The organism is Lysinibacillus sp. FSL K6-0232, assembly GCF_038008325.1.
Classification (GTDB): Bacteria; Bacillota; Bacilli; order Bacillales_A; family Planococcaceae; genus Lysinibacillus.
On the sequence record NZ_JBBOYW010000001.1, the window covers coordinates 2,155,479 to 2,175,070 of the forward strand.

At 38.8% G+C, this 19,592-nt stretch carries 19 protein-coding genes and 1 pseudogene; 9 read left to right on the forward strand and 11 right to left on the reverse strand.

All coding sequences use genetic code 11. From position 1 onward, the window contains the following. Positions 1–133 precede the first annotated feature (133 nt). The 4 genes from MHB42_RS10505 to MHB42_RS10520 all read left to right on the forward strand — a co-directional run bounded on the left by MHB42_RS10505 (position 134) and on the right by MHB42_RS10520 (position 3,167). Positions 134–1,009 carry an AraC family transcriptional regulator gene (locus MHB42_RS10505; RefSeq protein ID WP_340806019.1) on the forward strand — a complete coding sequence of 292 codons (876 nt, stop codon included), beginning with the start codon at positions 134–136 and terminating at the stop codon, positions 1,007–1,009. Beyond that, positions 1,006–1,572, forward strand: coding sequence for a GNAT family N-acetyltransferase (locus tag MHB42_RS10510; protein WP_340806020.1), 567 nt, complete (start codon positions 1,006–1,008; stop codon positions 1,570–1,572). The genes MHB42_RS10505 and MHB42_RS10510 overlap by 4 nt, the downstream gene beginning before the upstream one ends. Positions 1,573–1,712: 140 nt before the next feature. Then, entirely contained in the window at positions 1,713–2,645 is a 933-nt protein-coding gene (locus MHB42_RS10515) for a bile acid:sodium symporter family protein (RefSeq protein ID WP_340806022.1), read from the forward strand. 144 nt (positions 2,646–2,789) lie between these two features. Beyond that, positions 2,790–3,167 carry a hypothetical protein gene (locus tag MHB42_RS10520; RefSeq protein ID WP_340806023.1) on the forward strand — a complete coding sequence of 126 codons (378 nt, stop codon included), beginning with the start codon at positions 2,790–2,792 and terminating at the stop codon, positions 3,165–3,167. Between the two features lie 183 nt (positions 3,168–3,350). Here MHB42_RS10520 and MHB42_RS10525 read toward each other — a convergent pair whose 3' ends face one another. Beyond that, positions 3,351–4,232, reverse strand: coding sequence for a LysR family transcriptional regulator (locus MHB42_RS10525; protein ID WP_340806025.1), 882 nt, complete (start codon positions 4,230–4,232; stop codon positions 3,351–3,353). A 130-nt stretch (positions 4,233–4,362) separates the two neighbouring features. On the opposite strand from MHB42_RS10525, the gene hutG reads away from it, so the two are divergent. Both hutG and gltS read left to right on the forward strand, forming a co-directional pair. Beyond that, complete coding sequence (gene hutG / locus MHB42_RS10530) at positions 4,363–5,322, forward strand: formimidoylglutamase (protein WP_340806026.1); 960 nt, start codon at positions 4,363–4,365, stop codon at positions 5,320–5,322. Next, positions 5,319–6,503 carry a sodium/glutamate symporter gene (gene gltS, locus MHB42_RS10535; protein ID WP_340806027.1) on the forward strand — a complete coding sequence of 395 codons (1,185 nt, stop codon included), beginning with the start codon at positions 5,319–5,321 and terminating at the stop codon, positions 6,501–6,503. Before hutG ends, gltS begins: the two co-directional genes overlap by 4 nt. Positions 6,504–6,550: 47 nt before the next feature. On the opposite strand, the gene MHB42_RS10540 is transcribed toward gltS, so the two are convergent. From MHB42_RS10540 to MHB42_RS10550, 3 genes are all read right to left on the reverse strand, one after another. Beyond that, entirely contained in the window at positions 6,551–7,807 is a 1,257-nt protein-coding gene (locus MHB42_RS10540; protein ID WP_340806028.1) for a polysaccharide deacetylase family protein, read from the reverse strand. 69 nt (positions 7,808–7,876) lie between these two features. Continuing rightward, positions 7,877–8,710 carry a D-alanyl-D-alanine carboxypeptidase family protein gene (locus MHB42_RS10545; protein ID WP_340806030.1) on the reverse strand — a complete coding sequence of 278 codons (834 nt, stop codon included), beginning with the start codon at positions 8,708–8,710 and terminating at the stop codon, positions 7,877–7,879. 85 nt (positions 8,711–8,795) lie between these two features. Further along, the gene (locus MHB42_RS10550; RefSeq protein WP_340806031.1) at positions 8,796–10,484 is read right to left on the reverse strand and encodes an AAA family ATPase; all 1,689 of its coding nucleotides are present in this window, start codon (positions 10,482–10,484) and stop codon (positions 8,796–8,798) included. A gap of 92 nt (positions 10,485–10,576) precedes the next feature. On the opposite strand from MHB42_RS10550, the gene MHB42_RS10555 reads away from it, so the two are divergent. Beyond that, positions 10,577–11,014: a hypothetical protein gene (locus MHB42_RS10555; protein ID WP_340806033.1), complete on the forward strand. Its 438-nt coding sequence runs from the start codon at positions 10,577–10,579 to the stop codon at positions 11,012–11,014. A 1,039-nt stretch (positions 11,015–12,053) separates the two neighbouring features. Here MHB42_RS10555 and MHB42_RS10560 read toward each other — a convergent pair. Genes MHB42_RS10560 through MHB42_RS10570 form a run of 3 tightly spaced genes read right to left on the reverse strand, consistent with a single transcriptional unit; the run spans position 12,054 to position 13,176 of the window. Next, positions 12,054–12,368, reverse strand: a complete 315-nt coding sequence (locus tag MHB42_RS10560) for a YbjQ family protein (protein WP_340806035.1) — start codon at positions 12,366–12,368, stop codon at positions 12,054–12,056. A 2-nt stretch (positions 12,369–12,370) separates the two neighbouring features. Continuing rightward, on the reverse strand, positions 12,371–12,859 hold the full coding sequence (locus MHB42_RS10565; RefSeq protein ID WP_340806036.1) for a nucleoside 2-deoxyribosyltransferase: 489 nt from the start codon (positions 12,857–12,859) through the stop codon (positions 12,371–12,373). Positions 12,860–12,870: 11 nt separating this feature from the next. Continuing rightward, entirely contained in the window at positions 12,871–13,176 is a 306-nt protein-coding gene (locus tag MHB42_RS10570) for a GNAT family N-acetyltransferase (RefSeq protein ID WP_340806038.1), read from the reverse strand. Positions 13,177–13,449: 273 nt separating this feature from the next. Between MHB42_RS10570 and MHB42_RS10575 the strand changes: the two genes are divergently transcribed. Then, positions 13,450–14,607 (forward strand): immunity 26/phosphotriesterase HocA family protein, encoded by a 1,158-nt coding sequence (locus MHB42_RS10575; protein WP_340806040.1) that lies wholly within the window; start codon positions 13,450–13,452, stop codon positions 14,605–14,607. Positions 14,608–14,673: 66 nt separating this feature from the next. After that, positions 14,674–15,708 (forward strand): YdcF family protein, encoded by a 1,035-nt coding sequence (locus MHB42_RS10580; RefSeq protein ID WP_340806041.1) that lies wholly within the window; start codon positions 14,674–14,676, stop codon positions 15,706–15,708. A gap of 26 nt (positions 15,709–15,734) precedes the next feature. Here the strand turns inward: MHB42_RS10580 and MHB42_RS10585 are convergent, their stop codons facing one another. The 4 genes and pseudogenes from MHB42_RS10585 to MHB42_RS10600 all read right to left on the reverse strand — a co-directional run bounded on the left by MHB42_RS10585 (position 15,735) and on the right by MHB42_RS10600 (position 19,550). Next, the gene (locus MHB42_RS10585; RefSeq protein WP_340806042.1) at positions 15,735–16,229 is read right to left on the reverse strand and encodes a hypothetical protein; all 495 of its coding nucleotides are present in this window, start codon (positions 16,227–16,229) and stop codon (positions 15,735–15,737) included. A gap of 122 nt (positions 16,230–16,351) precedes the next feature. Beyond that, positions 16,352–17,152 (reverse strand): annotated as a pseudogene (locus MHB42_RS10590) (hypothetical protein). A 13-nt stretch (positions 17,153–17,165) separates the two neighbouring features. Continuing rightward, a complete protein-coding gene (locus MHB42_RS10595) occupies positions 17,166–17,870 on the reverse strand; it encodes a DUF4274 domain-containing protein (RefSeq protein WP_340806044.1) in 705 nt (234 codons plus the stop codon). 18 nt (positions 17,871–17,888) lie between these two features. After that, positions 17,889–19,550, reverse strand: coding sequence for a DUF6138 family protein (locus tag MHB42_RS10600; protein WP_340806045.1), 1,662 nt, complete (start codon positions 19,548–19,550; stop codon positions 17,889–17,891). Positions 19,551–19,592: the final 42 nt, after the last annotated feature.

Here is a 19,592-nt window from a genome sequence, read left to right on the forward strand (position 1 = left end):
GTGAATTTCATTAAATTATATACAATATTCCAATTGATTTCATATACATTCCAATATAATGTTCAAGTTAGCACAAATTATCAAAAAAGCCTGCCATTGAAACGGTACTATGTAGTTAAGAAAGGATGATGGTATGGATTATTTTGCAAGAATTCAAAATGCCATAGAATATATTGAAGCACATTTGGAGGAGCGATTACTGATAACGGATATTGCTGCACAAACTTATTTTTCCGCCTTTCATTTTCAGCGGCTTTTTCAGGCAATTACCGGCTTTTCTGTGCAGCAGTATATTCGCAACCGAAGGCTATCAGAAGCGGCAACCCTACTAGTCACAACCTCCAACAATATTTTGGATATTTCCTTGAACTTCCAATATAGCTCTCAAGAGGCATTTACGCGGGCATTTGTTCAATATTTCAAGCTAACACCTGCAAAATACCGAAAACAAGCAAACTCCATACCGCTTCAAGCCAAAATAAACTTTTTGGACTATAAAATGGAGGGAGAGCTTCCAATGCAGAAGCCAACAATTGTACAGTTACCGAAAAAACGAATTACAGGCTATGAATACAAAACAACCTTGCAAGATGAGCAGTATTATCAAGAAATTCCAGGCTTTTATTTAGATTTTGGACAAAGGCAATATTATGCACAGCTTTCGCATAAAGCTGCGCCTAATATGGCGTATGGCATTTCTACAAATTTTCAGGACAACGGGCAATTTTCTTTTGTTGTAGGCGAGGAGGTTCATACATTTGAGGAATATTTAGCATCAGGCTTTATCAATCTTGAAATTCCCGCTGGTCAATATGCTGTATTTACATTGAACGGCACTGCAGAGGGCATTCAAAATACAAGACGCTATATTTACGGCGTGTGGCTACCTAATTCTAATTATGAGCGTGATACAGGCCCTGATTTTGAAATAACCGATGTCATGCAGTCCATTTATCCACATGCCATGAAAATGAACATTTATATCCCTATTAAGGAGGAGCATTTATGAACATAGAAAAAGTATTTCAGCAATTCCCTACCCTAAGCTCAGCAAACCTTGAACTAAAAAAAATCGAAGATGCTCATATTGAGGAACTATTTGCTATTTATGATAATGACAACGTTTTTGAATTTTGTGGCATTATCCCAAAGCATAATCGCCAAACCGTACAAAAAATGATTGGACATTTTGAACGAGACTACCAGAAAAAAAGCAGAATCAAATGGGGCATTTTTGAAAAATCCCAACAAGAAAAATTAGTTGGGATTATTGAAGCAATGGACTTTCAGCAAAAGATCAATATGGTGACAATTGGTTACTATTTAGCGGAGGATGCTTGGGGAAAAGGCATTGCAACTGAGGCAGTAGCAACCATTGTCAAGTTTTTATTGGAGGAAGTCCAGATTAATCGCATTCAGGCGGAGGTGATGCCGTTAAATGAAGCATCTAAAAAGGTTCTTGTAAAAAATGGCTTTTTAAAAGAGGGACTATTGCGCCAAGCAGCTATTTGGTCAGGCAAAGGTGTTATTGACTTAGAAATATATGGTTTATTAGTGGAAGATTATCAATAGACAAGCTTATAAGAGATAGATAACTGATTTATTTTTCATTATTAGTTATCTATCTCTCAATTATTTACTATATCTGTTCAAAAAAATCTGAACATTCGCTGGATTTTATGGTATTATTCTTGAATGGAGGTGGAAATGATTTGAATTTATTAATTAAAATTAGTCAGTTTGCTAGCAAAACCTTTGCTATATGGGTATTGGTGTTTGCAGCATTTGCATTTTTCCTTCCCGAACAATTTACATGGATTGCACCATATATTTCAATTTTACTGGGCATCATTATGTTTGGGATGGGAATGACAATTTCAGCGGAGGATTTTAAAGAGGTTGGAAAACATCCGTTGAAAGTCTTGATTGGTGTGTTATCTCAGTTTATGGTCATGCCATTTCTTGCCTTTGCTTTAGCAAAAGGCTTGCGACTAGAACCAGAAATTGCAATTGGTGTTATTTTAGTTGGCTGCTGTCCGGGCGGCACTGCATCAAATGTTATGACATTTTTAGCAAAAGGAAATATTGCGCTGTCGGTGGCAATCACATCTGTATCTACCCTACTTGCACCCATTGTAACACCAGCGCTTATTTATTTGCTTGCAAGTGAGTGGATGGAAGTGTCTGCGAAAGATATGTTTATATCCGTTATCCAAATTGTCCTTATTCCCATTATTTTAGGATTCATTGTGCAAATATTCTTAAAAGAACAGGTAAAGAAAAGTGCAGATTTAATGCCACTTGTTTCCGTTTTTGCGATTGTACTAATTGTTGCAGCAGTTGTTTCAACAAGTAAAGATCGAATTATGGAATCTGGGCTATTAATTTTTGGTGTTGTTATTTTACATAATGGTCTTGGTTATTTACTAGGCTTTTTAATTGGTAAAATGTTTAAGCTAACCTATCAGGATCAAAAAGCAATGGCAATCGAAGTTGGGATGCAAAATTCAGGGCTTGGTGCTGCTTTGGCTTCGGCACATTTCAGTCCATTGGCAGCTGTACCAAGTGCGATTTTCAGCTTCTGGCATAATATTTCAGGCGCATTACTTGCCACATATTGGGCACGCAAGGCGGACCGTATGTAAGTAAAAATCATTCGACTAGACCCACTTAATGGAGTCTAGTCTTTTTTTACGCTACAGATGAATGGACATATTACCGATTGCTAGCTTGCACTTTTACATAGACTAGAAGTGATAACAAGTAGCTAGTAAAGGAGCGTTTAAGCCATGCAAGAAAATCGATATTTAACTCGTCTAAATTGGGATTTTAATAATTATCATAAATTTTCCAAATGCCATTGTGCATCAAAAAGTTATTGCTTAGGCTACAATGAGATCGAAGAAGCGAAAATCAAATATTACAATCATCCTGAGCATGAAAAAAAGCATTATGATAGCTCTGTTAGTCATTATTTAAAATGCTTGGCAGCTGGCACTTTAGTCGATGTCTATCTCTCGAATGGTCAAAGCTTTTTAATGGTTTATTTTGTTCATCTTGATCCACAAAACAATTGTGCATGCTTTCTACAAATTAATGAAAAAACAGTACCCATCACAGTTAATTGTGCCAAAATCGATGCCGTACGCAAAGTAAATATTATCTAATCCTTCCCGCCGATTACTTATTAGCAGAGGTAATCGGCTATTTTTCCTAAAAAAAGAACGTGTATTCCCTCTCTTTTATTTATTTGGACGTGCTTTATTTTGTTTTTTGTATAGTTTTAGAGCGAGCAATACTATAAAATTATATTATATAATGTCGGATAATCTGATTTTGTATTTTTTCTTTTATTGAAAATATCGCAAAATATCTTCCAATAATTGTCGGATCGCAACTGGTAAATGGCGATTTTTTAAGTACACTAAATAAACATCTCGACTTAAATTGGTTTCCTTCATTTCTTTTTTCACAATGGTCTTAGCAGTTGGGCCTTCTAAGTAATTTTCAGGCAAGATGGTCACCCCTAAATTTTCCCGTACAAGAGAAACAGCTGTTTCAAATCGTTCAATTTCAAATTGCATATTGATGGTTTCTCCAGCCTGTGCAAATGCCTGTAAAATATCCTCTCTCGTTTGAAAGCCTTCTGTGCTAATAATAAAAGGTTCCGCACTAATATCCGAAATCGTTATCTCCTCTTTTGTTGCTAATGGATGCGTTAATGGTAAAACCGCCACCAATCGTTCGCGGTATAGCAATTTCACTTCCAGCTCTGGATCATCCATTAACTGATTCGTAATAATAACATGTGTTTGATAGCTTTTTAATGATTTTTTCACACGCTTGCTGCCTAAAATATCAACTAAATGAATCATCATTTCTGGATATTCCTTTTTATAGTGAGCAATCACCTTAGGCAGCCAATGCTTAATGGATTCCATCACACCAATCGTAAGTTCCCCCGCACCATGTACAATCACTTCATCCATTTCAATTTTTAACACTTCCATATTTTCGATAATGACCTTTGCACGCTCAAATAATAGTGCTCCTGCCTCCGTTAACTGCAAATTTCTCGTATTTCGCTCCAATAAGGGCGAGCCAATCTCCTGCTCAAGCTTTTTAATCGCATTGCTTAAGGATGGCTGAGAAATATGCAATTTTTCTGCCGCTTTTGAGAAATTCAACTGCTCTGAAACAGCCATAAAATAGTGTAATTGTTTAATATCCATAACGACCTCCCCCTCTATTTATAGCTAAAAGCTATAGAATAATATTAATTATATATTAGTAATTATAATTATACGAATATATAATGAAAAGCATCAATGTTAATCATATTGCAATGAGGTGGAGAAAATTATGTACATCATGACAGACGCAAAACATTGGCAAGGTCGTATCGATTCCACAACGAATACAAGCAGCTTTCGCTTCCATCAAAAGGTGAAAAGAGTAGCTATTAATGATATTGCTACTGCGACGACGAAAAGTGCTGCACTTGTTGGCTTTCTTTGCGATGAGGGTGTTCGTCGCAATCAAGGGCGCACAGGGTCAGCGAATGGGCCAAATGCATTGCGTGAGGCATTAGCAAGCTTGCCGTGGACATTTGATGGTCAGCAGCAAATCCTTGATGTTGGCAATATACTTTGTCTTAATCACGCGCTAGAGGAGGCACAACGCGAGCTTGGTGAAGTTGTGAGCACAGCACTACAAAAAGATTTAGCATGCGTAGTGTTAGGTGGTGGCCATGAAACATTATATGGCCATTATTTAGGCGTTCGCGCTGCATTACCAAAAGAGGCTAAAATCGGCATCATTAATATCGATGCACATTTTGATTTACGTCCCTATGATGAACAGCCTTCATCGGGTACTATGTTCCGCCAAATTTTAGAGCAGGACTCATATGCGGATTATTTTGTTGTGGGCATTCAGCGCTACGGCAATACAAAAGCCTTGTTCCAAAAAGCAGATGAATTACAGGTCACATATATTTTAGAAGATGAAATAACTGACCAGCAACGATTACTAGATGATATGCAGCACTATATGGATCAGCATGATTATGTGCTTTTAACCTTATGCATGGATGTGCTAAATGCGGCATTTGCACCAGGTGTTAGCGCCCCTTCTCCATTCGGGCTTGACCCAGCAACTGTACGTGCCATTATCCAAAAAGTAACAGCACATCCCCATACACATTCTTTTGATATTAGCGAGGTCAATCCATCACTAGATGAAAATGGGCGAACGGTTAAATTAGGGGCTTATTTTGCCTATGAGGCGCTAAACAACTTACTTGGGGGGCAAGGCACATGATTGAAATCAATCAAATTACAACGGTGTTTCTAGCCGTTGCACTTTTTGTATTAGGCGGTTTTCTTGTTAATAAAATTGGGCTTTTAAAACGCTTTTGCATTCCAGCACCAGTTGTCGGAGGTCTACTATTTGCGGCACTCGCTACACTTTTAAAAACAACAGGTGCTGTAGAAATATCGCTTGATACTTCCCTACAAAGCCTATTTATGATTACATTTTTTACAACAATTGGCTTAGGGGCAAGCTTTAAACTTGTGAAACTAGGCGGAAAATTACTGATTATTTACTGGCTAGCATGTGGGTTCCTAGCTTTAATGCAAAACGTTATCGGTGTATCGCTTGCATCGCTTATGGGCATTCATCCTTTAATCGGAATGATGGCGGGTGCTGTTTCCATGGAGGGTGGTCATGGCGCGGCAGCTGCATTTGGACAAACCTTAGAGGATTTAGGGATTTCCTCAGCGATGACAATTGGCGCAGCGGCAGCAACTTGTGGCTTAGTTGCAGGGGGCTTAATTGGTGGTCCAATTGTCAAATATCTCGTTGGCAAATATAATTTAACACCCGATGAGCAAGAAGCAGAGGAAGTTGAATTTGACAATAAGCATGAACAAATTACAACGGATTCATTCTTTCTACAAGTATTATTGATTACATTTTCTATGGCTGTTGGCACGTATATTGGCGCATTGTTTTCAGAAGCAACAGGCTTTGTACTGCCAGGCTATGTAGGTGCTATGTTTGTCGCCGTATTTGTGCGCAATATTATGGATAAAGTCAAACCTGAAGCCATTAATATGAAAAGTATTTCATTAATTGGGGATGTGACATTAGGCATCTTCCTATCAATGGCACTAATGAGTATTAAATTATGGGAAATTGCTGATTTAGCATTGCCATTATTTATTATCGTCTTTGTACAGGTACTCTTTATTGTTGTTTTTTGTATTTTTGTATTATTTAAGCTGCTTGGTAAAAATTACGATGCAGCCGTTATGGTAGCAGGCTTTGCTGGGCATGGCTTAGGGGCAACACCAAATGCAATGGCTAATATGTCCGCCGTTGTCCAACGATTTGGCCCTTCTAAAAAGGCTTTTCTTGTCGTACCTATTGTAGGCGCATTTTTAATTGATGTTTTCGGTATTCCGATTATTATTACAACGATTAATCTATTTAAATAATAAATAAGCCGTGCAACTGTCTTTTGAAGATGGTTGCACGGCTTTGCTTATTGTAAAATCTCACTAACTGTGACAAATTCATAGCCTTGTTTTTGTAAATAAAGCAGCACATTTTCAAGACCATTCGCCGTTGTTTGATGGATATCATGCATTAAAATAATGCTGCCATCTTGTACATTTGCTCTCACATACGCTAATATTTTATCTGGGTTATGATGCTTCCAGTCCAATGTATCAATCGACCATAAAATCGAAGGAATGGTCATAATGGAACGAACTTGCTCATTTGTTGCACCGTATGGTGGGCGGAAAACCGTTGGATATTGCCCAATCGCTGCATAAATCGCATTACTTGTTTGTGCAACTTGCTGTTTAACAGCTACCATTGGAAGACTTACTAAATTTTGGTGGTTCCATGTATGATTACCAATTTCATGACCATCCTGATAGACTTGCTGCACAACTGCTTGATGGCTAGCAACATTTTGACCAATCATAAAAAATGTTGCCTTGGCATTATATTTCTTTAAGATAGCTAAAATTTGTGGCGTTACCTTCGCACTTGGACCGTCATCAAATGTTAATGCAACACGCTTTGACTCACCTTTTGCTACAGGCTTTCCTTTATTATAAACTTGACGATTAAGTATATCTGTTAATTCAGCCGCTTTTATATAACCTTGTTGTTCCCCTGCCTCAACATACGTCCAGCCTGCAAGTGTTGTATACGATTGAACAATTGTTTTGTTGGCAAGTGTGCCGAGTATTTCCCCACTTGGGCTAGCTGTTAAACGTAGAACAGCACCATCTTTAGCATTTATCTGTTGTTTAATGGCAGTAGGCTTTTTGAGCGTATTTGTCGCAATATACCCTACATCCTCACCATACTGAACAAAAGACCAGCCACCGGGTGCTGTGCCATAAACAAAAAGGATACGCCCCTCATAGAGATGCCCTATCTTTTGTGCATGCTGACTTGGTGCTGTAAATAAAGTTGTGCCACCTTTTGCTGCCAGTAAATACCCCTTAGGCTTCACCTTAGCCAATACATCAGATTTTACATAGCCCTCCTGCCCTAGCGTTTGAATATATGCCCAGCCTTTGCTTGCTTTCGTCACCGTTACAAAGCTGTTTTTTGCTAGCTCAGCAAGCTCTGTGCTACTGGCAGAAGGCTCCTCCAAGATTACCGTATCCTGTATAACCTTGTGAATGACCACTGATCCTTCAGCGCCTGCTGATTGCTGCCCTGTCATAAAGCCGATTATCGCTATTAAAAATAACATATAAGGTAAAAGTTTCTTCATTGTTCCTCACCACCTTATACACCTTCTACCCTTTTCTCTAGCAGGCTACGCATAGAGATATAGTTTTCTTTATAATTTCTCTGCAACGGTTAAAGCATCTTCAATATGCATAGGTGCCCGTGTGTGCCCTGATGCATTTGTAGTAATTAATAAAAACTGCTGTCCCTCTTTTTCAATCAATGATGCTAAACATAACCCTGCTTCAGGTGTATAGCCTGTTTTTCCTCCAATGATAGTATCCTCCACACCAGCCATCTTTGTATATAAGGAGCTTGCGATAACGAGCTTATTTGGGACATAGGTTGTATAACTTTTTGAAGTAAATATTTGATAAAATATGGGATTTTCCAAAGCATAGCGTAAAAGCTTACTAATATCTCGTACACTTGATTGATGTGCTTCATGATGAAGTCCACTAGCATTAACAAAATGCGTATCTGTCATACCTAGTTCATGTGCCTTCTGATTCATCCATACTACAAATTCTTCCTCACTACCTGCAAGAGCCTCCGCAAGTGTCCCAGTTGCATCCGCACCTGAGGCAAGCAATGTACCATATAATAAATCTTCAATTGTGACAAAGTCACCTGCATGAAAGCCTGCCATTGAGGCATTTTGGGCTGTAAATGTTGAAATCGTTTGCGCATCTACAATCGTTTGTGCTTGTAAATCCTCCGCCTTTTCAATGGCAACAATGGCCGTCATTATTTTGGTTAAAGAAGCAGGGTAGATTATTGCATCCGCATTCTTTTCATACAGCACCTTGTCTTGCCCATTCAGTAATAAAGCATTTTGACTATGTAATGATGGAATTTCAAAATAATTTAGCTCCTGTGTTTTGTTTGTATGATAAAACATAAATATTCCTACACAAAGACAGCAAAATAAGATAAATTTTTTCACAAAAACGCCTCCTACATATTATAATAAGAGGCAATTCTGAATATTCCTGTACGAATTTTATGAAGAAATTCTTAAGATAGCTAGCTTAAAAGGTGCTATCAAATAAATTTTCGGCTATGCCCTGTAGAATATCCTGCTCCTCAAAGGTCATTAGCTGTTCCTTTGTAAGCTTTGGCTGCTGAATCAGTCTATTGGATTGAATTGTCACTAGCTTTTCAAACAAGTTACGAATATAGCGACCATTAGAGAAATTTGGTATATCTTCAATAGGTATTTGATGGAGCTGTGCCTTCATATGCTGTGCAAAGGCATCACCAAACTGGTAATCATTCCCCTGACAAAGCATGGCAAAAATATCATACAGCTCATCCGTACTAAAATTATCAAACTGGACAAAATGATTAAAGCGTGATTTAAAGCCAGGGTTAGATTGTAAAAATTCCTCTATTAGCTCCGTATAGCCTGCCACAATAACGACTAAATCATCCCGTAAATCCTCCATTGCCTTTAATAAACTATCAATCGCTTCCTTGCCAAATGCATCCTGTTTATCATTGACCAATGAATAGGCTTCATCAATAAACAGCACGCCACCCTTCGCTTTATTAACCACTTCCTGCACCTTTAGCGCTGTTTGTCCAACGTACCCTGCGACTAGCCCTGCACGATCCGTTTCCACAAAATGTCCACTAGATAAAACACCAAGATGCTTATAAATTTGCCCAATAATACGTGCTACCGTTGTTTTACCTGTGCCTGGATTACCAGAGAATACAAGGTGATACGTAATCGGAAAGCTTGTTAAGCCGTGATCGACACGCATGCTTTGGATTTTAATGAAATTAATTAAATTATGTAATTCCTTCTTCGCATTTGGCAGCCCAACAAGACGATCAAGCTGCTGCTGAAGCTTCTCAATCTCTCGTTCAACCTCAGGCGTAATACGCAAGCGTTCATCGTTAATAAATTCACCACTGTAAATGATTTTACCGTCCTCGTTAAAATAATCGCCTCGACCATGCTTTTGTCCATCGACAAGCTCGCCAATATAAGAAGCCTGTCCATTTGGATAATAAAGCGTTCCTTGACCTGTCATAGCATCCTCTTTAAATTGGCCCTCTGCTTCTAAAATGCCATCTCTAGCATAAATTTTTCCTTTACCATGCTTCATATCCTCAAAGAAATGACCTTCGTATTGTAAAGTTGTCATACCACGTGCTAGCTCTTCGGCTGTTGGCGATTCTGCAGGATAATATAGTTTACCAGCACCCTGCATGTGATGCCAAATAAACTCACCTTCATATTGTAAAAAGCCGTTTGGATAATATTGCTTACCCTTCCCTTTTTTCATGCCATGAACAAAATCACCCTCATACTGTGGCTGATTCAAATGAGGATATTGCGCGCGCAATGCTTGATAAGGCGCAATCACATCCTCTTCATAATATAAAATGCCATAGCCGTCCATTAAGTCATTACGAAAATGCCCCTCGTAGTAGACCATTCCATCTTTATATAAAATACCATTGCCTTGTTTTTTATTTTGGATAAATTCACCTTGATAGATAATTTGCCCTTTTAAATACATAATGCCATTGCCTTGCTTCATATGGTTGACAAATTCGCCCTCAAATAGCACTGCGCCTTCTTGGTCAAATAATGTACCCTTACCATCATAAATATCATGGCCAAAATCATTTTTCTTAACGCCACCTCTGTACATAATTTTGCCATCTGGATAAAATAGTTCTTTTTCTTCGTGATTATGTGTCATTTAATTGCCTTCCTTTATCATTTCAGTATATGCTCAATTATAGCGTGGAAAGAATACATATGTAAGAATTTTTAGAATTTAAGGAGATTGGCATGAAAAAAAGATATAAATTACTGCTAGGCATTATACTCCCATTGATTATTCTCTACAGCTCAACAATCTTATTAACACGAGATACCGATTTTACAAAGGAAGTAACAGAGCGTCTTGAAGTAGAGATAGAGGAAATCAAGGAAATAGAAATTATTCGTGCCTCTGATGAAAAAACGATTATAGTTAGTGATGCAGCACAAATCCATCAATTGATGGAAACATTACAGGATCAGCCATTAAAGAAGGTATATTTTGCGAAATCTGATTTTCAGGAGGCTTATTGGCTAACATTAACAATGAATGATACTCGTGAAATCGGCTTGCGCTTCGATGATACAAAGCATTTATTTGTCTATCTATATGAGGAGAACTATTTAAAAGATTATAAGCTGCCAAATAACTTTGATTTAACCTTTATCGAGCAGCTTTTTCATTAGCGAATAAAAAACGCGAGAAATCCATTATAAATATGGGCTTCCCGCGTTTTTTAGTTTTATCGCACAATTTCCATAAATAGTTTGTCAATCATAAGCCCATTGCCAAGCTCGTTTTCTTTCAGGGTAAACATCCCTATTTATTCCAACTCATATTTTCTATGTAGAGAATGACGCCTATTCAACTTACAAATGGTGTGTATCTAGCTAATTTCAATCCACATTCTCTATGTAGAGAATGACTCGACATCTTGTTCAATTAGTAATGGTAGTAATTTCATTTCAATCTACATTCTCTATGTAGAGAATGACATTCCGCAGCCTGAAAGGATAATGGAGTTTGAGGGATTTCAATCCACATTCTCTATGTAGAGAATGACGTCATTTTCGAAAAGTATTTAATAAAAATACTTGTTTATTAACAATTTAGAGTATGAGGATAGGCATTTAGAAACAACCGCTTACTAGATAGCAACTTTTTTCGACTTATATTTGGTGCGAATCCTACTGGATAATTATGTTCGCTTACCATTCGCACCAACTATATTGTAGCAAAGATTTCTTCTATACAGTGCAGAATATATTGCTGTCACGTCAACTTATTTTTTCTATATAGAGAAAGACATTAAAAATCAATTCGCAGGGATGAACTCGATAATTTCAATCCACTTTCTCCATATAGAGAAAGACGGGATTAGCGAGGCGCAATTCAAGTTTGATATTCTATTTCAATCCACTTTCTCCATATAGAGAAAGACGCATTTCCTTCTTCATCTACTAAACCTTCTACATATTTCAATCCACTTTCTCCATATAGAGAAAGACTGTGAAAATTGCTGTAAAAGTGATATTTATCATTGATTTTTATTGAAAAATAAATTTATATAGTAATATTAACCTAAAACAACTTTCATTTCAATGGCAAATCCCTTCAATAGTTGGTGCGAATCTCCCTAGGAAATCATGTTTGCTTGCTATTCGCACCTGTGATTGAATAAGGGTGATTGCCTCTATAATCGTTGGTTTTTGCCATGGCTTACAATTACTTTAATTTAACAGCTGTGCCGTAGACAAGCACCTCTGATGTACCATCCATTACAGAAGAAGTTGCATAGCGTACGCCTACAATCGCATTTGCCCCTAGTTGCTTGGCTTCTTCCTCCATTGCTTCTGTGGCAATTTCACGTGAACGTACAAGCATTTCGGCATATTCCTTCATTTCACCTCCAACAATATTACGAAGACCTGCTATCATATCACGCCCAATATTTCTGGATTGCACAGAATTGCCCTTGACTAAACCAAGTGTTTCGATAATTTCTCGTCCTGCTACACTATCTGATGTTGCTAGTAACATACTTATTCCTCCCTATTGCTATAGTGTTGTACAGCCTCCACCGCTTCTTCAATCGAGGCTGTAATAATGCCTGTACGTTTAATTAAACCTACTACAAATAAATTACGGTAGACAAACTGATTTTCCAGTCCATCTCGTACAAGTGCCTCTATTTTTTGCATATTATCGCGCCCTTGCTGACGAACATCTGTTAGTAAGCCAACAATGGGACGATTTAGCATTGCAAATGCACCGATTTCGGCGGCCACTCCCGAATCAATTTCCACACCGTCTAATACAGCAATTAATAAATCACTGCCTTGTAGCATTGCTAAATCCGCCTCTGCAATGGCTTGGCTATCCGCATAGGCAGATTTATCGTTGATCGCATCGTTCTCCTGCGGGACGTATAGCTCAATATCTGGTACAGCCTTGCGAATAGCTGCTGCTAGCTGCTCATTTACAAAACGATCTCCTAAAGAAAATAATCCATTTGCTAAGTATGCCTTCATCAGTAAACTCCCTATTCCACTAATTTTTCAAAAATAATTTTATGTCTGCCCTTGTCATCTATAAAGGTTGATACAATATCAAAGCCATGCTTAAGATTGACAATTAGCATTGCTTTGTATGTATTTCTGCCGTATGTACGCACCTTCTGAAAGCCTAATGCCTTCATATGCTTATGCTGTGCGATCATTAATTGACTGGCTATTCCCTGTCCTCTTTTGGTATCTCGAACACCGCCTAGCCAGCTATAAAACACGCCATCAGGATGTGGGTAGCCTAACTTAAAGCCAATAAGCTCGTTATTCTCCACTGCCAGCATGCACAGCAAGCCTTCTTTACTTGCTAGCTTTTCCAGTGGGAGATGAGCGCCATCAAAAACATCAGCATAGATTTCCTGTAGCTGGTGAAGTCACGTATAAGGAACACCTTCTATTGCCATTATTTGCAAATGCATCACCTCTATCTATTAGTATAACAGAAAAGATGAGAAAACAAATGTTAGGTCTATTGCATTAGCAGCATATCCTCTTCTTGCCTCTAGTGACAATAATAAATCTTCCCTATACTTATCTACATAGGAGGTAGATTAAGTATGGCACTATTTACTAGCTGGTTACACAATGAACTGCGTCCTTATTTTGGACTTCAGTTGCTGGATAAGCATTGGGATATACTGCAAATTCGTGAGGATTACTTTATTTGTCTTGAGGGGGATGTAATTAAAAAAAGGATTTTTGCCGATGAGCAGCACTATCAAGAAGCAGATGTCACCATTGTTACCCGTAATCGTGAGGTGATTGTTCCACAAAGCTCACGTGGTAAAGAGAAAAAATTCAATTACACCCATATTTCCGCTCCGAAAGCAACAGGCATTATTTTCTCGGCTAGTGTAGGTAATAACACTAATCAAGCTAGCTCTATTAGTGTACGCAATCCGAAAACCTATTACCAGCTTCCACTAACAGGTTTTGAGCATCTTACAACAAAGGCTGATATTATTCAGTGGCTTCAGCAATTTCCAGCACAATTGCCTGCTGATTATGCTACTAAATTAGCAAAGCTCTTAAACATGAAAAGTTTACGTTATAAAGCGATGCCAGGAGATATTTTCCGCGTTGAAGTGGACCTGTTTACGGACGGTTATGTGCTAGTAATTGGGGATCTACGTCAAATGCAAAAGGATCAGTTATTTGCAGCAGATAGTATTTGGCATGATGTGATGACAATGCCGCTGTTTGTCCGCCCTTATTTATGTACAACGACAGAGCGTTCACCCCGTTTTGAAGAGATTGTGACAGCGCCATTAGCCAATCAAACATATATTGTAATGGACGATCATTTTATGCGAGGGTGTTATGAAAAAGTTGGTCATAAACCATTAACAGAGGCTGATATTTTATTTCCTTTAGGGTATAGTATAACGATTGACCAGCACAAGGAACCTCAATACCGTCTATCGTGGGGAACAGGAAGCATTCATAAGCCAGCATCTGCAACTGCTTTAAAAACAGCCACTCGTTTTGCTAATCATGGTGTCTATACAAGTGTCGCTAATGATTGGTTGAAGCCGCAGGAGGAGCATGATTATCCCGCTCTTGATAATCCCTATTATTATCAAGAGCGGCTGCAAGCGTTCGCTGAATTTGGCTTGCCGCAAAATATCACATATGATGACTTTAACCGTCAAACGGGTGGCCTAACGCGTAAGGAGTATCTTGCCTATATTCATAACACGTATCCAAAAATGTAGCTAGCTGCCAAATCATTCATTTTACCTTATAATGAAGAGAGTTCATTAATTGAGGTGCGTATTTTTATGTATATTGGTATTATTCCGCTCATTATTTTTATTGTTTTTCTTTATTCCTATTTGAAAGACCCACGAAGAATGATCAATGGCTTGTTATTTAATCTTTTTATCTGTTCATTTCTATTATTTTGTGTAGTGGCATCCATTGAATCTGACCATTACTTTGTAAGGCTAATCGTGATTATTCCACTAATCGCCCTATTGGTGATGATTCCGTTTGCCATCGTGGCATTAATGTTTGGTTTATTTTTAAATGCGAGGGTGTTAATGCAACGAGAGGGCAGACGTCTTGCTAATTCCTTAACATTGCTTGTGGCGATTGGGATTTTATTATTTATGCTGTTGCCAATTATTAGCCCAGCAAGTTTATTCTCAAGGCATCTCCAACCGATTTTCGGTGGGATATCACTTATTACGTTTTATTTCTTTATTCATCTATCTAATTTTTTATCCGCCTATTTTTTATATCAATTCAATCGACCAAAATATCATCAAGATTTTATTATTGTGCTTGGCAGTGGTTTAATTAACGATAAGGTTCCACCACTATTAGCAAGTAGAATCCAAAAGGCGATTGACTTTTATCATAAGCAAGCAGCTATTACCTCACCGCCAACCATTATTTTTTCAGGCGGGCAAGGGTCAGATGAAAACCTGCCAGAGGCTGAGGCAATGCAACAATATGCACTTGACAAAGGAATTCCGATTGAGCACACACTACAAGAGAATCGCTCTGTCAACACCTATCAAAATATGCTCTTTTCCAAACAATTGATGGACGAGCAATCGCAGGGTAAGCCCTATCGCAGTATTTTTACAACAAATAATTTCCATCTTTTCCGTGCGGGCATCTATGCAAGGCTAGCTGGGTTAGACAGTCAGGGCATTGGCGCAAAAACAGCCTTTTATTATTGGCCCAATGCTATGATTCGTGAATATGTGGCGATTGTCGTGATGGAGCGCAAACGGCATATGAAAGTGGTCGGAGCCATTTTAGCGATTTCCATCCTATTCGCGATCATTAGCTATTTGTTTACGTAGCGCTTTATAGGGGTTCGTGATATAGGTTATAGTCGTGTCACGAACCCCTTTTTCGTTGTATATTGCTTAAGTTGTTGTTCGTATACTGTCTGATAATAATATTTGTATGGATAACGCTCTTGTTGCAGCACCTTATACAGAACAGACAAACCCTCCTCATAGCGAACAGCAAATTCACAATTATCATAAAGCTGCCGTGTTAGCTGTCTGATGCGATAAAGATCTAGCTTTGTATTCACCCTCCAACCAAACTGAATGGTATCCTGTTGATCTAATGGATGACGATATGTATCAAGAACAATGCATGTATCTGGCTGGTGCTGATTGATAAATACCAACACATCCCCTGTATGAATGGATTGTTGAAAAAAGCGATGAACAATTTCTTCAATTGGTACATGAATAGCAAGTATATCCATAAGCGCCTGAAAAGTTGACTGAGGTGTATAGTCATCACTCCCATCATCTGGGTAGTCAATCAGCTCTGTAACGGAAGCTATTATCCAAAAGTCATACGTCAATATTTATCACTCCATTTAAACGATTAATTTCTTGTTCAACTCTATCCATAGGTACTTGCTATGAAGTTTCCTGCTTACAGAATTTTCACTCATCTTTTTCTTTATCAGAATAGACGCTTCTCTTATAAATAGGGACCAAAATAGAACTCCATTTGCTCTTGTGAGTAGCCATCCTGCCCTCTCCATGTAGCCATTGACATAAAATCCGTGCCTCGTCCACGTTCCTTGCGATAAGGGTTCTTGGAAACAAGCAAGCCTGCATATCCCCAAATTTCCATAATAACATCTCGTTCATATTAATTGGCCTTAAAAATATCCTTCCAGCGCTTCTCAAGCTGTCTTGCTGCATCTGTATCTTGACAGGACTCTATCGCCTCAATCATCTGTTTTAAAATGGCGATATCTTCCTCACATACAGTAAACGCTGTTTGCTCCTTTGCTAAACATTCAAGATCAAGCAGGCAATATAGCAGCCAATTTAAACGAATGCCACCCCATTTAATGCGTTCAAAATTTAACACATTTAAATCTTCATCGTTATATGCTTCATAGGCTATAATTTGCTGTTCATTACAGTAGCCACAGCCACTATGGGATACTAGTTGTACAGGTCGCTCATGATAGGTATGGCTAGGTAATTGATATGTAAGCGCCCAGCTTGATAGCGCACTGCGTAAATGCACCTTGCGCGTTGATAAGCTATGCAAAAAGGCTGTAACAGCAAGCTCTTTTGTTAATACTTCACGGTGAAGCTGTTGCAGTCTTGCTATACATTCATCATGTGTAATCGTTAACGGATTAAACATTAGCCCTTTGCTTTTGGCATATTGAAAATCTTCTTCTGCACATGTAAATTTCCCTGCCTTCCACCTGCCTGATTGCCAAAATGTTTGCATTAAAATTTTCTTTGCCTTTTGATCCATGGCTCATTCCTCCTCACGTCTTATCCAACGCTAATTTAGCACTTACAATTTTCGCCATCTCTTGCCAAGGCTGCTGCCATTCTGAAGTGGCTACTTCTTCCTCTGGTTGCGCTAGCCAATAATCGCCCTCCATTAGCTCAAACATATCTAGCAATGTGATTGGCGCACATACAGGATTGTGTAACGCTGCTAGCATTGGCTCCGGTCCATCATCCCAATTATAGCCATTAACGACCGCATGTAAAATGACAGCGGATGAAACAGCATGAATGCGCTGGCACATTTTATCAATAGATTCCTCATATAAAATCGTATCTACTTGCCTTTGCTCCTCCGCTGTTAATGTTAGTCGGATTGAACCAGGCGTAGCAAGCAATAAATCGGCTATTTCTCTATGCATTCTTGCTGCATACCAGGCGGTTGCCTGAATCCCCTCTGGCGTATCTAATATCGCACCCTTGGCAAGCAATAATTGAATAACATCCTTTTGCTTAAACTTTACAGCCTTTTTTAATGCTGTATCCCCAAGCTTATCTTGTGCCTCCAAGTCGATATTTTGTGCCAAAAGAAGCTGTATCCCTTCAAGCGGCATTCGATTAGTAATAAAAAGCATTAATGGCGTTCTGCCACGTGCATCCCGTTCATGAACATCCAGCTTCTGCACAGCCTCCTGTACCTCTTCCATATTCTTTGATTTACTAACTGTTCGCCAATCCATCAAACGTCCCTCCCTGCTTTATGTATCCATCCATTGTAGCAACTGCTCCAGCTCTTCCTTTATCGGTGAAGTTTCTCGTTTAAGACGCTGGGCTACCTTATTTGCACGGCCAAAAATACGATACAATACAAATGCACGCTCATAGTCCTCTTTCTTTGCTAGCTCATCCACAAGCGCCCTTATACAGTCCTGTTCGCGTAGATCAAGCCCCTTTAATGGCTTCGCTGATTCATTGGCAGCCAATAAAATAGCGATACATACAGGCATAAGCTCCGCTGTTAAACCATGCGCTTCTAGAAAAGCCTCTGCATAAGCATTTTGGACGGACTGATGCTCTGTATCAACAAGTGCCATATAGCTTTGGACAAGCGGGAAATAAGCATCACTATAAAGCCCTAAGCCAAATACTGCATAAGTGCCAGGCATCGCTGATTTTTCGCTTGGCTCAACATCCTGATACCATGCATATGCCTCCATTGCGGTCTGTGCATAGTCTGCTAGCAGCGGAAAAAGGGATGGGTATGTGCAGCAGTTGGCAAAAAATTGGTGGAGCTTTGATTTTGCCAGCCCCTTCACTGGTAAATAATGCTTGACTTTGCTTTTTAGCAATAGCTTATAGCCCTTTGGAAAGCCTGCCTGTAAAAGCTCCATTATATAATGAAGCGCTTCTTGATAAGCTTTTTCCTCCTCCACAAGGATATGGATCGTTATTGTTTGTAAAATATCATTGGCTTGTCCTCGGAACACATTACTTTGTCGTCTGCTTTCATAGCGACCGCTTCCTGTTTGTAAATACATCGCTGCCCTTTGCGAACCAAGCTGCTTAGCTAGCTCCAAATATTTTTGGCAAGTTATTGGGTCTTGTTGCCCTATTTTTAATGCGCTATAGAGAAAGAAATCTAGCTTTTCCTGCGCTATTTGCTGTGGCGTAGTTGCTGTTGTCAGCATCCACTCTTTTGTATACGCTTCTGTTTGCTCAAAATAGTGTGTTAAAAAATGCACCTCTGCCCACTGCTCCAATGCTCTTGTATAGTAGTAGTTCCATCGCTCTAAACGCTGTTGATTGGCATGATGCTTGTCTTGTAAACGACTAATGAGCGGCTCAATTTCTTCAGCTCTTTGCTGGAAAAAATGCGGATTTACAAGATGCTGTGCAAAGAAAAATTCATCATTATCACTTGGACGTGCTGGCAGCTCAGCCATTACCTTTGTGTCAATAAAGGTTGCTAATTCCTGCTTGGTTAACGCGAGCTTCTGCTGATTCAATAGCTTTTTTTGATAGTGAAGCATTTCCCTGTTATGCTCAAATTCAAGCACTATCTGACAATAATAATCAAAAAAACGAGTCCCATACTGGAATGATTGAAAAACTTGCTCCATTTTTACACATAAAGCATTAAAAAGCTCCTCTATATGTACTGCTTCTGTAAATTCCTCTATATAAGCGCCTGCTTCGATCCTATAGGCACTATCACTCCAATCCAATGGCTCATAAACATCTAGCAGAATTGTTCCATAGGAGCCTTGCCCTTTATGCCAAGTTACTTTTAAATAGTTAAAGATACCTGCTTGCAAGCGGCTTTGATCGTTCAGTGCGTTTATTCGTTTACTTTCTTGCTTATAAATAGTTGCTAGCTTCGCCCAAACATCCGCAAGAAAATGCTCTATACACGGTTGCAATATGCGTTCCTCCCTTTTTAGCTAGAAAAAAGCTCCCGCTAA

Coding starts and splice junctions, on each gene's coding strand:
- MHB42_RS10505 (WP_340806019.1), top strand. CDS start 134: ATGGATTATTTTGCAAGAATTCAAAATGCCATAGAATATATTGAAGCA.
- MHB42_RS10510 (WP_340806020.1), top strand. CDS start 1,006: ATGAACATAGAAAAAGTATTTCAGCAATTCCCTACCCTAAGCTCAGCA.
- MHB42_RS10520 (WP_340806023.1), top strand. CDS start 2,790: ATGCAAGAAAATCGATATTTAACTCGTCTAAATTGGGATTTTAATAAT.
- MHB42_RS10525 (WP_340806025.1), bottom strand. CDS start 4,232: ATGGATATTAAACAATTACACTATTTTATGGCTGTTTCAGAGCAGTTG.
- hutG (WP_340806026.1), top strand. CDS start 4,363: ATGTACATCATGACAGACGCAAAACATTGGCAAGGTCGTATCGATTCC.
- gltS (WP_340806027.1), top strand. CDS start 5,319: ATGATTGAAATCAATCAAATTACAACGGTGTTTCTAGCCGTTGCACTT.
- MHB42_RS10540 (WP_340806028.1), bottom strand. CDS start 7,807: ATGAAGAAACTTTTACCTTATATGTTATTTTTAATAGCGATAATCGGC.
- MHB42_RS10550 (WP_340806031.1), bottom strand. CDS start 10,484: ATGACACATAATCACGAAGAAAAAGAACTATTTTATCCAGATGGCAAA.
- MHB42_RS10555 (WP_340806033.1), top strand. CDS start 10,577: ATGAAAAAAAGATATAAATTACTGCTAGGCATTATACTCCCATTGATT.
- MHB42_RS10560 (WP_340806035.1), bottom strand. CDS start 12,368: ATGTTACTAGCAACATCAGATAGTGTAGCAGGACGAGAAATTATCGAA.
- MHB42_RS10565 (WP_340806036.1), bottom strand. CDS start 12,859: ATGAAGGCATACTTAGCAAATGGATTATTTTCTTTAGGAGATCGTTTT.
- MHB42_RS10570 (WP_340806038.1), bottom strand. CDS start 13,176: ATGCTGGCAGTGGAGAATAACGAGCTTATTGGCTTTAAGTTAGGCTAC.
- MHB42_RS10575 (WP_340806040.1), top strand. CDS start 13,450: ATGGCACTATTTACTAGCTGGTTACACAATGAACTGCGTCCTTATTTT.
- MHB42_RS10580 (WP_340806041.1), top strand. CDS start 14,674: ATGTATATTGGTATTATTCCGCTCATTATTTTTATTGTTTTTCTTTAT.
- MHB42_RS10595 (WP_340806044.1), bottom strand. CDS start 17,870: ATGGATTGGCGAACAGTTAGTAAATCAAAGAATATGGAAGAGGTACAG.